This window comes from Pseudomonas deceptionensis (assembly GCF_900106095.1).
GTDB lineage: Bacteria > Pseudomonadota > Gammaproteobacteria > Pseudomonadales > Pseudomonadaceae > Aquipseudomonas > Aquipseudomonas deceptionensis.
This window is the reverse complement of record NZ_FNUD01000002.1, coordinates 812,260-825,000: the sequence shown is the minus strand read 5'-3', so window position 1 is coordinate 825,000 and position 12,741 is coordinate 812,260. Positions and strand designations below refer to the sequence as shown.

Annotated in this window: 9 protein-coding genes, 3 rRNA genes and 1 pseudogene (1 of these 13 only partly in view); 12 read left to right on the top strand and 1 reads right to left on the bottom strand. The window is 56.8% G+C overall.

Going from position 1 to position 12,741, the window contains the following annotated elements; all coding sequences use genetic code 11:
* From BLW11_RS03575 to BLW11_RS24275, 5 genes and pseudogenes are all read left to right on the top strand, one after another.
* Positions 1–1,912, top strand: a 23S ribosomal RNA gene (locus BLW11_RS03575); it begins 980 nt to the left of the window's first position.
* Between the two features lie 151 nt (positions 1,913–2,063).
* A 5S ribosomal RNA gene (gene rrf / locus BLW11_RS03570) occupies positions 2,064–2,179 on the top strand.
* Positions 2,180–2,284: 105 nt separating this feature from the next.
* Positions 2,285–2,400, top strand: a 5S ribosomal RNA gene (gene rrf, locus BLW11_RS03565).
* Positions 2,401–2,695: 295 nt separating this feature from the next.
* Positions 2,696–3,721 (top strand): annotated as a pseudogene (locus BLW11_RS24280) (cache domain-containing protein); the annotation flags it as partial.
* Positions 3,722–3,790: 69 nt separating this feature from the next.
* Complete coding sequence (locus BLW11_RS24275) at positions 3,791–4,576, top strand: methyl-accepting chemotaxis protein (RefSeq protein ID WP_420912222.1); 786 nt, start codon at positions 3,791–3,793, stop codon at positions 4,574–4,576.
* A 46-nt stretch (positions 4,577–4,622) separates the two neighbouring features.
* Here BLW11_RS24275 and BLW11_RS03555 read toward each other — a convergent pair whose 3' ends face one another.
* The gene (locus tag BLW11_RS03555) at positions 4,623–5,321 is read right to left on the bottom strand and encodes a GntR family transcriptional regulator (RefSeq protein ID WP_048360617.1); all 699 of its coding nucleotides are present in this window, start codon (positions 5,319–5,321) and stop codon (positions 4,623–4,625) included.
* A gap of 301 nt (positions 5,322–5,622) precedes the next feature.
* Here BLW11_RS03555 and BLW11_RS03550 point away from each other — a divergent pair, with 301 nt between their 5' ends.
* From BLW11_RS03550 to BLW11_RS03520, 7 genes are all read left to right on the top strand, one after another.
* Positions 5,623–7,239, top strand: coding sequence for a glycosyltransferase family 39 protein (locus tag BLW11_RS03550; protein WP_048360616.1), 1,617 nt, complete (start codon positions 5,623–5,625; stop codon positions 7,237–7,239).
* A complete protein-coding gene (locus tag BLW11_RS03545) occupies positions 7,220–7,477 on the top strand; it encodes a DUF2789 domain-containing protein (RefSeq protein ID WP_048360615.1) in 258 nt (85 codons plus the stop codon). The genes BLW11_RS03550 and BLW11_RS03545 overlap by 20 nt, the downstream gene beginning before the upstream one ends.
* A gap of 100 nt (positions 7,478–7,577) precedes the next feature.
* Positions 7,578–8,009, top strand: a complete 432-nt coding sequence (locus BLW11_RS03540) for a MarR family winged helix-turn-helix transcriptional regulator (protein ID WP_048360614.1) — start codon at positions 7,578–7,580, stop codon at positions 8,007–8,009.
* Positions 8,006–10,096 (top strand): FUSC family protein, encoded by a 2,091-nt coding sequence (locus BLW11_RS03535; protein WP_048360613.1) that lies wholly within the window; start codon positions 8,006–8,008, stop codon positions 10,094–10,096. The genes BLW11_RS03540 and BLW11_RS03535 overlap by 4 nt, the downstream gene beginning before the upstream one ends.
* Positions 10,093–10,302, top strand: a complete 210-nt coding sequence (locus BLW11_RS03530) for a DUF1656 domain-containing protein (protein ID WP_048360612.1) — start codon at positions 10,093–10,095, stop codon at positions 10,300–10,302. The genes BLW11_RS03535 and BLW11_RS03530 overlap by 4 nt, the downstream gene beginning before the upstream one ends.
* Positions 10,299–11,201 carry an efflux RND transporter periplasmic adaptor subunit gene (locus tag BLW11_RS03525; protein ID WP_048360611.1) on the top strand — a complete coding sequence of 301 codons (903 nt, stop codon included), beginning with the start codon at positions 10,299–10,301 and terminating at the stop codon, positions 11,199–11,201. The genes BLW11_RS03530 and BLW11_RS03525 overlap by 4 nt, the downstream gene beginning before the upstream one ends.
* Positions 11,198–12,643, top strand: coding sequence for an efflux transporter outer membrane subunit (locus BLW11_RS03520; RefSeq protein ID WP_048360610.1), 1,446 nt, complete (start codon positions 11,198–11,200; stop codon positions 12,641–12,643). The genes BLW11_RS03525 and BLW11_RS03520 overlap by 4 nt, the downstream gene beginning before the upstream one ends.
* The last annotated feature ends 98 nt before the right edge of the window (positions 12,644–12,741 follow it).

Here is a 12,741-nt window from a genome sequence, read left to right as displayed (position 1 = left end):
ACCGTCAGCTAAGGTCCCAAAGTTATGGTTAAGTGGGAAACGATGTGGGAAGGCTTAGACAGCTAGGAGGTTGGCTTAGAAGCAGCCACCCTTTAAAGAAAGCGTAATAGCTCACTAGTCGAGTCGGCCTGCGCGGAAGATTTAACGGGGCTCAAACCATACACCGAAGCTACGGGTATCACTTAGGTGATGCGGTAGAGGAGCGTTCTGTAAGCCTGTGAAGGTGAGTTGAGAAGCTTGCTGGAGGTATCAGAAGTGCGAATGCTGACATGAGTAACGATAATGGGTGTGAAAAACACCCACGCCGAAAGACCAAGGTTTCCTGCGCAACGTTAATCGACGCAGGGTTAGTCGGTCCCTAAGGCGAGGCTGAAAAGCGTAGTCGATGGAAAACAGGTTAATATTCCTGTACTTCTGGTTATTGCGATGGAGGGACGGAGAAGGCTAGGCCAGCTTGGCGTTGGTTGTCCAAGTTTAAGGTGGTAGGCTGGAATCTTAGGTAAATCCGGGATTCTAAGGCCGAGAGCTGATGACGAGTTGTCTTTTAGACAACGAAGTGGTTGATGCCATGCTTCCAAGAAAAGCTTCTAAGCTTCAGGTAACCAGGAACCGTACCCCAAACCGACACAGGTGGTTGGGTAGAGAATACCAAGGCGCTTGAGAGAACTCGGGTGAAGGAACTAGGCAAAATGGCACCGTAACTTCGGGAGAAGGTGCGCCGGTGAGGGTGAAGCATTTACTGCGTAAGCCCATGCCGGTCGAAGATACCAGGCCGCTGCGACTGTTTATTAAAAACACAGCACTCTGCAAACACGAAAGTGGACGTATAGGGTGTGACGCCTGCCCGGTGCCGGAAGGTTAATTGATGGGGTTAGCTAACGCGAAGCTCTTGATCGAAGCCCCGGTAAACGGCGGCCGTAACTATAACGGTCCTAAGGTAGCGAAATTCCTTGTCGGGTAAGTTCCGACCTGCACGAATGGCGTAACGATGGCGGCGCTGTCTCCACCCGAGACTCAGTGAAATTGAAATCGCTGTGAAGATGCAGTGTATCCGCGGCTAGACGGAAAGACCCCGTGAACCTTTACTATAGCTTTGCACTGGACTTTGAATTTGCTTGTGTAGGATAGGTGGGAGGCTTTGAAGTGTGGACGCCAGTCTGCATGGAGCCAACCTTGAAATACCACCCTGGCAACTTTGAGGTTCTAACTCAGGTCCGTTATCCGGATCGAGGACAGTGTATGGTGGGTAGTTTGACTGGGGCGGTCTCCTCCTAAAGAGTAACGGAGGAGTACGAAGGTGCGCTCAGACCGGTCGGAAATCGGTCGTAGAGTATAAAGGCAAAAGCGCGCTTGACTGCGAGACAGACACGTCGAGCAGGTACGAAAGTAGGTCTTAGTGATCCGGTGGTTCTGTATGGAAGGGCCATCGCTCAACGGATAAAAGGTACTCCGGGGATAACAGGCTGATACCGCCCAAGAGTTCATATCGACGGCGGTGTTTGGCACCTCGATGTCGGCTCATCACATCCTGGGGCTGAAGCCGGTCCCAAGGGTATGGCTGTTCGCCATTTAAAGTGGTACGCGAGCTGGGTTTAGAACGTCGTGAGACAGTTCGGTCCCTATCTGCCGTGGACGTTTGAGATTTGAGAGGGGCTGCTCCTAGTACGAGAGGACCGGAGTGGACGAACCTCTGGTGTTCCGGTTGTCACGCCAGTGGCATTGCCGGGTAGCTATGTTCGGGAAAGATAACCGCTGAAAGCATCTAAGCGGGAAACTTGCCTCAAGATGAGATCTCACTGGAACCTTGAGTTCCCTAAAGGGCCGTCGAAGACTACGACGTTGATAGGTTGGGTGTGTAAGCGCTGTGAGGCGTTGAGCTAACCAATACTAATTGCCCGTGAGGCTTGACCATATAACACCCAAGCAATTTGCGTCGAAGAGACCAGATTGCGGTGTGTGAAGACGATACAAACCGAAAGTTTGCGACTCACAAAACACCCATCTATTACATACCCATTCGCTGGAGCGTGAACCGAAAGGTAAACGACCTGGCTACCGAATTTCTTGACGACCATAGAGCATTGGAACCACCTGATCCCATCCCGAACTCAGTAGTGAAACGATGCATCGCCGATGGTAGTGTGGGGTTTCCCCATGTGAGAGTAGGTCATCGTCAAGATTAAATTCCAAAATCCCTGTCTGCTCGCGCAGATGGGGATTTTGTTTTTATAGAAGTACCAAGTTTTCGCAGACACGTTTTAATAACGGTTCTGTCACAGAATTTCTTGACGACCATAGAGCATTGGAACCACCTGATCCCATCCCGAACTCAGTAGTGAAACGATGCATCGCCGATGGTAGTGTGGGGTTTCCCCATGTGAGAGTAGGTCATCGTCAAGATTGAATTCCCAAACCCCTGTCTGCTAACGCAGACAGGGGTTTTGTTTTTGCGCGACGTAAATCCCCAGCGCACCTCCATGCTTTACCCCCCTCCCCAACGATCTCCCAAAAGCTACACCTGCACTTTCGTCGGATTAAGAACATTGCCATCAAAATGGGCTAAGTATTCTGCAGTTTGTGCCGAAAGCCTGTTGAGCAATGCGTGCGAGCAGAGCTGCCAAAAGGCTGCCTGCGCTGCTACACGGAATATTGCCCCCGTACGCATCCCACCTTTTGGCATAAGAAGTCCCATGCTATGAATCTCAAGTTCAGCCATAAAATCCTTCTGGCCGCTTCAGGCGTCGTGGTTCTGGCGTTTGCGTTATTCACTTTGTACAACGACTACCTGCAGCGCGACACTATCAAGCAAAACATTGAAACCTCGGTGCAGCAGGCTGGCAACCTGACTGCCAGCAGCGTTCAGAATTGGCTCGGTGGCCGCATTCTGGTGCTGGAAAGCCTCGCACAAAGCGTTGCACACCAAGGCAGCCAGGCCGATTTTCCTGGCCTGGTCGATCAGCCGGCGTTTACGTCCAACTTCCAGTTCACCTACGTCGGGCAAGCCAATGGCGTCTTTACCCAGCGCCCTGATGCCTCGATGCCGGCAGGTTATGATCCCCGTGAGCGCCCTTGGTACAAGCAAACTGTAAGTGCCGGCCAGACCATGCTGACACCGCCCTATGTGGCAGCGGTGGGTGGCCTGATTGTGACCATTGCCATGCCAGTCAAAAAGGGTGGTGAGCTGTTGGGTGTGGTGGGTGGGGATCTGAGCCTGAACAGCTTGGTCAAAATTATTAACTCGGTTGATTCCGGCGGTCTGGGTTACGCATTTTTGGTAAGCAGCGATGGCCAGGTCATCGTCAGCCCGGATAAAGATCAGGTGATGAAAAACCTGAAGGATATTTACCCGTCCAGCTCTCTGCGCATCGAGAAGGGTATTCAGGAAGTGACGCTCAATGGTCATGAGCGGATTATTTCTTTTACCCCGGTGACAGGCCTGCCGTCAGCGGATTGGTATATAGGCCAATCGATAGACAAAGAAAAAGCTTACGCCCCACTGTCTAAATTTCGCACGTCTGCGTTGATCGCGATGTTTATTGCGGTGGCGGCGATTGCGCTGCTGCTGAGCTTGCTGATCAGGGTATTGATGCGTCCGCTGACTACCATGGGGCGTGCGATGCAGGATATCGCCCAAGGCGAAGGTGACTTGACGCGCCGTCTGGTGATTGAGAACAAGGATGAGTTCGGCGAGTTGGCCAGTTCATTCAATCAGTTTGTTGAGCGTATTCACGCGTCAATCAGCGAAGTGTCCTCTGCAACCCGCCATGTGCATGATCTGTCCCACCGCGTTATGGCATCGTCCAATGCCTCTATTGTCGGCTCGGACGAGCAAAGTGCGCGGACCAACAGCGTAGCTGCCGCTATCAACGAACTGGGTGCTGCCACCCAGGAAATCGCCCGCAACGCCGCCGACGCATCGCAGCATGCCAGTGGTGCCAGCGAGCAGGCGGATGATGGCCGCAAAGTGGTTGAGCAGACTATTCAGGCCATGACCGAGCTTTCGCAAAAGATCAGTTTGTCGTGCGAGCAAATAGAAACCCTGAATGCAAGCACCGACAATATTGGTCATATTCTTGATGTGATCAAAGGTATCTCTCAGCAGACCAACTTGCTGGCCCTCAACGCAGCCATTGAGGCCGCGCGTGCGGGCGAGGCGGGACGCGGGTTTGCCGTGGTGGCGGATGAGGTGCGTAACCTCGCTCATCGCACTCAGGAGTCCGCAGAGGAGATACATAAAATGATCACCTCACTGCAAGTGGGCTCCCGCGAGGCGGTCAGTACTATGAATGCGAGTCAGGTTTCCAGCGAGCAAAGCGTCGAGGTGGCCAACCAGGCCGGTGCCCGTTTGATCAGCGTGACCCAACGTATCGAAGAAATTGACGGCATGAACCAGTCGGTTGCTGCTGCTACCGAGGAGCAAACCGCTGTGGTTGAAACCCTCAACGTGGATATCAACCAGATCAACCTGTTAAACCAGCAGGGCGTGGTGAATCTCAACGAGACCCTCAAAGACTGCGATGCGCTTTCGCAGCAAGCCAGCCGCCTCAAGCAATTGGTCGACAGCTTCAAAATCTGAGGTCACGGCCAACAAAAACTTATCCACAGCCCTGGCGCTCCAAGCGTCAGGGCTGTTTTGCTTTCTGACTGTCCAGAAAGTGGGTAATGGCCTGTATTCCACGTTGCAGATGGAGCTCCAGCTGCGCAATACATGCCTCTACATCCTTGGCTTTGGCGTGGCGCAGTAACGCCTGGTGATCGTCTTGGCACAACTTGCCCAGGTTCATCTTCTCTAGGTTGAAACGCAAAAAGCGCTCTTCTTCAACCAACCCCGTTTCAATGAGACCCAGCAGTTTTTTATTGGGGGCCTTGCAGTAAAGCGTCTGGTGAAAAAGTCGATTGAGCGTGCCGATTTTGCTGAAATCGGTTTCGGCCTCGAGTGCCTCGATATAGCCGGATGCGATGTTGAAGTCGTCTTCGCTCAGCAAAGGAACAGACTGGCGCAAGGCTTGAGCCTCCAGCAATAAGCGGATCTCGTAGGCGTGCGACGAGTTGTCCTCGATCAGGGGGGCGACCACCGCGCCCTTGTACTGCACAACCTGCAGCAAACCCTGAGCCTCAAGCTGACGCAGGGCCTCGCGAACCGGCATGCGGCTTACGCCAAACAATACCGCCAGGGCCTGTTGCCGGATTGCGATACCGCAGGGCAACCGGCCATCAAGAATGGCGTTGCGCAGGGTTTCTTCGATCACAGACCGTGCCAGATGGGCAGGGATGGGTCCGTGCACTTCGATATTACTTAAGGGATCGTGTTTGACGGCCACGTTGGCGCTACTCTAGGCGCAGGATCAATACGCCACTGGGATCCTGTTTACGTTAGATGCTGACTGTCTCCCTGTCAGACCTTGCTACGATTAGTTTAGCGCGACTCCACGCTGAGTGATTGCAGTGAGCCATTACTTTTCATTCTGTGACCCACCCGGATACCTGATCGAGCCCGTGGTATGGAGGCGAACTATCGGTTTGTAGAGCAGCCTGGGCATCTCCTTTTAGCGTGGCTTGTGCCCTACAATCGCCGGAGTTAAAGCTGCCCAAAGCGCAGCCTCAATGCACAGCAGGTGAAGGATGGGCGTACTCAGCAAGAACGACGTGGGGGAGCAGCGGCTTCAACTCCCTGAAACGTCCCACAACGCACTGACCAGATTGGTTCGCCAGCCGTGGTTGTGGTGTATTTTGCTGTTGGCTGCAGGGGTACGGTTTTACGGCTTCACGACCTCTGCCATCTGGTGTGACGAGGGTTCCAGCCTGATGCTGAGTGACTACCCGCTCACCGGGATCTGGTTTCACGCGGCGCACGATGTTCACCCCCCGTTGTACTTCATGTTGCTGCACGGCTGGATAGCCCTTTTTGGTGACAGCCTTGTGTCAATTCGTACCCTGAGTGTCTTGCCCGGTATCGCAACGGTGCTGCTGGGGGCATGGTTGGTGCGGCTGATTGCAACCCAAAGGGCGGCGTTGCTGGCCGGCCTGTTGTTGGCGCTGCTGCCGATTGCCGTGCGCTACAGCCAGGAAGTACGAATGTACTCGTTACTGGGGTTGTGGCTGATCGCAGCGACTATCGCGTTGGTGTATTGGGTCAAGTCCCCGCATCAAAACCGCTATCTGGTTATCTATACCCTGCTGATGGCGGCCGCGTTCTACACCCACTACTTCACCGCGTTCTGTGTGATTGCCCATTGGTTATACCTGATGTCGAGCGGCCGCAGTACGGGGTGGTTGGTCAAGCGTCCCGCCTGGTGGCTGGCTAACGTCGCTATCGTGTTGTTATTCCTGCCCTGGCTTCCCGGCCTTCTCGACCTGCTGCAGCACATGGATGAGCTCAAGGCTGGTGGTGATGTGGGGTGGGAGCCTGCTGTGGACGCTCGCTCACTGCCGGCCATGACGTGGCAATTTTTGATTCAGGACGAAGGTGAAAACCTTCCCTGGCTGCTGTTCTGGCTGGGGCCAGTATTGCTCTTTGCCGCAATGGTGTGGATGGCGGTACGTGACGCGACGCCGTACAAGCTTCACAGACTTCTGGTCATTTACACGCTTGTACCGATCCTGGCGATCTTCGCGCTGTCATTTTTCTCGCCGCTGTTCATCGAGCGTTATCTGATGTTTGCAGCGCTTGGTTTGCCGCTGGTGGTCGCGGTTGCTGTTGATCGCCTGCTCAAACACCGGCGCGCATTGGCTTTCGCGCTGTTGGCACTGTTTATGGGCACTGAGTCAGTGGGCTTGCGCAGCAACTTCAGCGGTGACGCAGATCATTTTGATCGTCTGGTCGAGCACGTGAACCAGCAGTTCCTGCCTGGCGACCGGATCGTCGTGAGTGACCTGTTCTGGTACTTCAGCTACGTGTATTACAACAAGACCGGGTTTCAACCCATGCTCTATACGCCGCCTCAGGAAGATGGCACATCAGGGCGACCCAATGACTACGGGTTTGGCACGCTGGTGAATGCTCACGGCAAAAAGATCTATGTCGATCACCTGGACGACCTGCCGCCGGGCACGGGCCGTATCTGGCTGATCAGCAGCAAGGTGCAACCTGACGATTTCAGCTCAATCCCGATGAGTTGGCACAAAGCACAGGACTTGGCCGTCGATGACACACAGGCTCGACTATATTTGACCTGCGCTGCCGCCGAATGCGGCCCTGAAACTGAATGGAGTCAAATCAATGCAAAAGCCAACCCATAGCCTTCCATCCCTGTTCAAGCAGCTGGGCCTGCCGAACAGCCCCGAAGATATCGAAAAATTTGTCACCACCCATTCGCCACTCAAGCCTGACCTGAAGCTGGAAGATGCATTTTTCTGGACACCATCCCAAGCGGCTTTCCTGCGCGAAGAACAGCTTGAAGATGCTGATTGGGCTGAAATCGTCGATCAACTGAACCTGATGCTGCGGACAAAACCGATCACAGGTAAGCAGAATTAATTAGCAACACTTGACTGAGATCATCTGGCCGCGCAATATTAATAGTTAGCAAACTAACATTATGTGACGCCTCTTGCCTGACACTCTCGATCTACTGCAAATGAGCATCAGCACCGGTATGGTGGTTGCGACTCGCCATTGGCGTCGCGTCTGTCAGGCCACGCTGGTCAACTACGGAATTTCCGAAGCCTGCGCCATGCCGCTACTGATTATCGGTCGCTTGGGGGCTGGGGTCAGGCAGGTTACCGTGGCCCATGCCGCCGGGATGGAAAGCCCATCGCTGGTGCGTTTGCTCGACCAGTTGTGCAAGGCTGGCTATGTGCGCCGCTGTGAAGATGCCAGTGACCGCCGGGCTAAAACCTTGAGTCTGACCGATACCGGGCGTGCGTTGGTGCAGTCGATTGAGGCCCAGCTTGTGCAGCTGCGCCGGGCCGCGTTGGCGGATGTTTCAGTGGCAGACCAGGAGGCTGCTATGCGCGTGATCAAAGCCTTCGAAGCAGCCGGTCAACTGCCAGATGGAGCGGCCTCTTGAACGGTTTTTTCAGCAGCATGCCGCCTGCCCGTGACTGGTTCTATGGTGTGCGCACCTTTGCCGCTTCGATGATCGCGCTGTATATCGCTTTGCTGATGGAAATGCCCCGCCCGTACTGGGCCATGGCAACGGTGTATATCGTCTCCAGCCCCTTCGTCGGGCCGACCAGTTCCAAGGCGGTCTACCGCGCCCTGGGTACTTTGATCGGCGCCGCCGCTGCGGTGTTTTTTGTCCCGCTGTTTGTGCAAACACCGTTTTTGCTGGTGTTGGTGATAGCCCTCTGGACCGGCATTTTGCTTTTTCTGTCCCTGCACCTGCGCACCGCCAACAGTTACGTATTCATGCTCGCCGGTTACACCATGCCGATGATCGCTTTGCCGATTGTGGATAACCCGCTGAACGTCTTCGACATCGCAGTTTCGCGTACTGAAGAGATCATGCTCGGGATTGTCTGCGCCGCGGTCGTTGGCAGCATGTTCTGGCCACGCCGGTTGACCCCGGTGTTTATCGACTCGGCAGCCAAGTGGTTTGCCGATGCGAGCAATTACAGCAAGCACTTCCTGGCGCGTGACGTAGAGCCGAACAAGGCCAGCGGCCTGCGCTCATCGATGGTCACGACCTTCAACAGCCTGGAGATGATGATTGGCCAGTTGCCCCATGAGGGCGCGCACCCGCAGACCGTACGCAATACCAAGGAGTTGCGAGGGCGCATGATCCATTTGTTGCCCGTGGTCGATGCGCTGGACGACGCACTCTACGCGCTGGAGCGGCGGGCACCTGAGCTGGTCGATCACGTTACGCCCTTGCTCGATCACGCCAGGGCGTGGCTTGAGAGCACCCGTGAGGGGGCCCCGGTCCGGCAATGGCAAGCGCTGCGCCATGAACTCGAAACCTTGCAGCCCAGTGCTGCCGCGCTGGATGATCGCCGTCAGCTGGTGCTCTCCAACGTGTTGTATCGGCTAGGTGAGTGGATCGACCTGTGGCAAGACTGCCGCAGCTTGCAAGAGGCCATTTCGACAGGTAATCGGGACGTCTGGCGTGCGGTCTACCGGCATTGGCGCCTGAGCCGGCTGACACCGTTTCTCGATCGCGGGCTGATGCTCTATTCGGCGTTCTCCACGGTGACCGCGATTATCGTCGCCTCGGTGTTGTGGATTTTGCTCGGCTGGACCGATGGTGCCAGTGCGGTGATTCTGGCCGCTGTGGCCTGTAGTTTTTTTGCGGCGATGGACGACCCGGCGCCACAGATTTACCGGTTCTTTTTCTGGACTTCGCTGTCGGTGGTATTCGCCAGCCTTTACCTGTTTGTGATCCTGCCCAACCTGCACGATTTCCCGATGCTGGTGCTGGCGTTCGCCGTGCCGTTTATCTGTGTCGGCACCCTGACCGTACAGCCGCGGTTTTACCTGGGTACGTTGTTGACCATCGTTAACACCGCCTCCTTTATCAGCATTCAGGGCGCCTACGACGCGGACTTCATGGTGTTTGTGAATGCCAACCTGGCAGGCCCCATCGGCCTGCTGTTTGCCTTCGTCTGGACCCTGATTGCGCGCCCGTTCGGTGCCGAGCTTGCGGCCAAGCGCCTCACGCGATTCAGCTGGCGTGACATCGTCAGTCTGACCCGGCCCGCGGGCCTGGCCGAGCACCGGCAAATGGGGGCGCAAATGCTGGATCGCCTGATGCAGCACTTGCCGCGCCTGGCCTTGACCGGGCAAGACACGGGCAGCGCCTTGCGTGACCTGCGAGTGGCACTCAACCTTCTGGACCTGCTGGCTTATGCACCAAGGGTCAGGGGTGAGCCGCAACGGTTGTTGCGTCAGGTGGTAAGCGATGTAGGCGACTATTTTTGCGCCTGCCTCAAGGCGGGTGAGCGGTTGCCGATGCCCCTTGGCCTGCAAATGACCATGGACCGCACGCGCCGCGCCCTGAATGCCAACGACTTGCAAGACGAAGGCGAAGCGCGGGTGCATCTGTTGCATGCCCTTAGCGGGCTGCGTCTGGCCTTGCTGCCCGGCGTTGAATTTATTGTCGATAACGACGACCTGCCGCATCCCCATGCCCAGGGCATTGATGGAGCGCCGCTATGATCGGTGATGTGGATATCAGCGGGGTGTTCCTGCCCACGCTTCTGGTGTTGATGGGCATCACTTACATACTGTTTCTGGTGGTTCACGGGTTACTCACCCGTGTGCACTTCTACCGTCTGGTCTGGCACCGGGCTTTGTTCAACGTCGGTCTCTACGCTCTGCTACTCGGCGTTGTGGATTCGTTTAGTCGATACCTGATGACATGAAAAAACCTTTACTGACCTTGGGCCGTGTTGTTCTCACCTTATTGGTGGTGACATTTGCCTGCGTCGTGGTCTGGCGCATGACCATGTACTACATGTTTGCTCCCTGGACCCGCGACGCTCACATTCGCGCTGACGTGGTGCAAATCGCCCCCGACGTATCGGGCCTGATCAAGCAGGTGGATGTGCGCGACAACCAGCCTGTAGCCCGTGATCAGGTGCTGTTTGTCATCGACCAGGAACGATTCAAGCTCGCCTTGCGTCAAGCCCGGGCGACAGTCGCCGACCGCCAGGAGACCCTGGCGCAGGCCCAGCGTGAGAGTCGGCGTAACCGTGGGCTGGGCAACCTGGTCGCTCGCGAGCAGCTCGAAGAAAGCCAGTCGCGAGAACTGCGGGCACAGTCTGCATTGATCGAGGCTGAAGTGGCGGTGGACAGCGCCCAGCTCAACCTGGACCGCACCGTCGTGCGCAGCCCGGTTGATGGTTACGTCAACGACCGCGCACCACGGGTCAATGAATTCGTCACCGCAGGCAAGCCTGTGCTGTCGATTGTCGACAGCAGCTCGTTTCACATCGACGGGTATTTTGAAGAAACCAAGCTCGACGGCATCCATGTGGGACAGAGCGTCGATATCCGTGTGGTTGGGGACAATGCCCGCTTGCGCGGCCATGTTGAAAGCATTGTGGCGGGCATTGAAGACCGTGACCGTACCAGCGGGCAGAACCTGTTGCCCAGCATCAATCCGGCGTTCAGCTGGGTGCGGCTGGCGCAGCGGATTCCGGTGCGCATCGTGTTTGACGACGTGCCGCAGGACTTTCGCATGATCGCCGGGCGCACAGCCACCGTAACGATCATCCAGGACTCGGCCAAAGCCAAGCCTGCCCAGGAGAACGCGCAATGAAAGCCGTTCACCTGGCAGCCGTAGGGCTGGGTTTGCTGCTGTCCGGTTGCCAGATGCTTGGCCCCGATTACCAGTTACCCAAAGACGCGGCCATGCAGCGCCCGGATTTGCAGGGCCAACTGGCGGGCGAGGGCGCCAATGTGGTGTCAGCACCCATTCCCGATGATTGGTGGAAGCTCTACCAGGACCCGACACTCAACGAGTTGGTGCGCCAGGCCATGGCCTCCAACACCGATTTGCGTGTGGCTGCGGCCAACTTGTCCCGGGCGCGGGCCCAGATTGAGCAAGCGCAATCAGCCGGTGGCTGGAGCGGTTCGGCAAAGGCGGGCGCCCAGCGTCTGCAAGAGTCTGGCGAAGCGTTTTTGCTGGCGGATAAAGTGCCGGTGGCCAACGTCGGCGACCTAGGTATCAGCACGTCCTACCAGTTCGACCTGTGGGGCACGTTGCAACGCGGTATTGAAGCGGCGCAGGCCAATGCCGATGCTACCCAGGCGGCAGCGGACACCGCCCGTATCACCGTGGTCGCCGATGTCGTGCGGGCTTACACCCAAGTGTGCGCGGCCAACGAAGAGCGCCACATCGCTGAAGAGTCACTGCAACTGCAATCCCAAAGCACCGCCCTGATCCAGCGTCTGCGTGATGCCGGCCGTGGGGATGAGACCCAGGTCACGCGCTCCGAAACCCAGTTCCGTTCGTTACGCGCCGAGTTGCCGCGTTACCAGGCCTTGAGTCAGTCAGGGTTATTCCGATTGTCGATGATATTGGCCAAGCCGCTGGACCAACTGCCAGCGGGTGTTGCCACTTGCGCCGAGTTGCCGCATATCGCGCAACTGCTGCCTGTGGGTGACGGTGCGGCACTGCTCAAGCGCCGCCCGGACGTGCGCCAGGCCGAGCGCCATCTGGCCGCAGCGACCGCTGAAATAGGCGTGGCCACCGGCTCGCTGTACCCGGACATCAGCATCGGCGCCAGTATTGGAACCGTGGGGCTGCTGGAAAACCTCGGCACGGCGCCGACCAATCACTGGGGCTTTGGCCCGCTGTTGAGTTGGACGATTCCGACCAACGGTTCGAGAGCCCGCATTCGCGAAGCCGAGGCCGTCACCCAAGGTGCATTGGCCAAGTTTGATGGTGTGGTGCTCAATGCCATCCGAGAAACCCAGACCAGCCTTGTGCAATACACCGCCTTGCTCCAGCGCCGCGATGCGTTGGCCCAGGCCGGTGAGTCGGCCAAAACGGCTGCCGAGCAAACCCACCAGTTCTTCCATGCCGGGCGTGCCTCGTTCCTGTCCGACCTGCAAGCCACGCGTACCTACACCGACGTGCGTGCGCAACTGGCAACGGCCAACACCCAGGTTGCCATGAGCCAGATCGATCTGTTCCTGGCCCTGGGTGGCGGCTGGGAAAGTGGACGAACGCAAGCGCCTGCAAACGCTAAACCCTGACAGCGTTGCTATGCTCTGAGTGATCGGTATCAGAACGATGGCTCAGGGCGTTAGCGGGTGTGTAGCCCTCCTCATCGTGCAGACCATGCCTGATGGGG

Bases quoted from the DNA above. Each gene is read 5' to 3' on its own strand.
- BLW11_RS24275 (WP_420912222.1), top strand. From the start codon at position 3,791: ATGGCATCGTCCAATGCCTCTATTGTCGGCTCGGACGAGCAAAGTGCG.
- BLW11_RS03530 (WP_048360612.1), top strand. From the start codon at position 10,093: ATGATCGGTGATGTGGATATCAGCGGGGTGTTCCTGCCCACGCTTCTG.
- BLW11_RS03550 (WP_048360616.1), top strand. From the start codon at position 5,623: ATGGGCGTACTCAGCAAGAACGACGTGGGGGAGCAGCGGCTTCAACTC.
- BLW11_RS03545 (WP_048360615.1), top strand. From the start codon at position 7,220: ATGCAAAAGCCAACCCATAGCCTTCCATCCCTGTTCAAGCAGCTGGGC.
- BLW11_RS03520 (WP_048360610.1), top strand. From the start codon at position 11,198: ATGAAAGCCGTTCACCTGGCAGCCGTAGGGCTGGGTTTGCTGCTGTCC.
- BLW11_RS03525 (WP_048360611.1), top strand. From the start codon at position 10,299: ATGAAAAAACCTTTACTGACCTTGGGCCGTGTTGTTCTCACCTTATTG.
- BLW11_RS03540 (WP_048360614.1), top strand. From the start codon at position 7,578: ATGAGCATCAGCACCGGTATGGTGGTTGCGACTCGCCATTGGCGTCGC.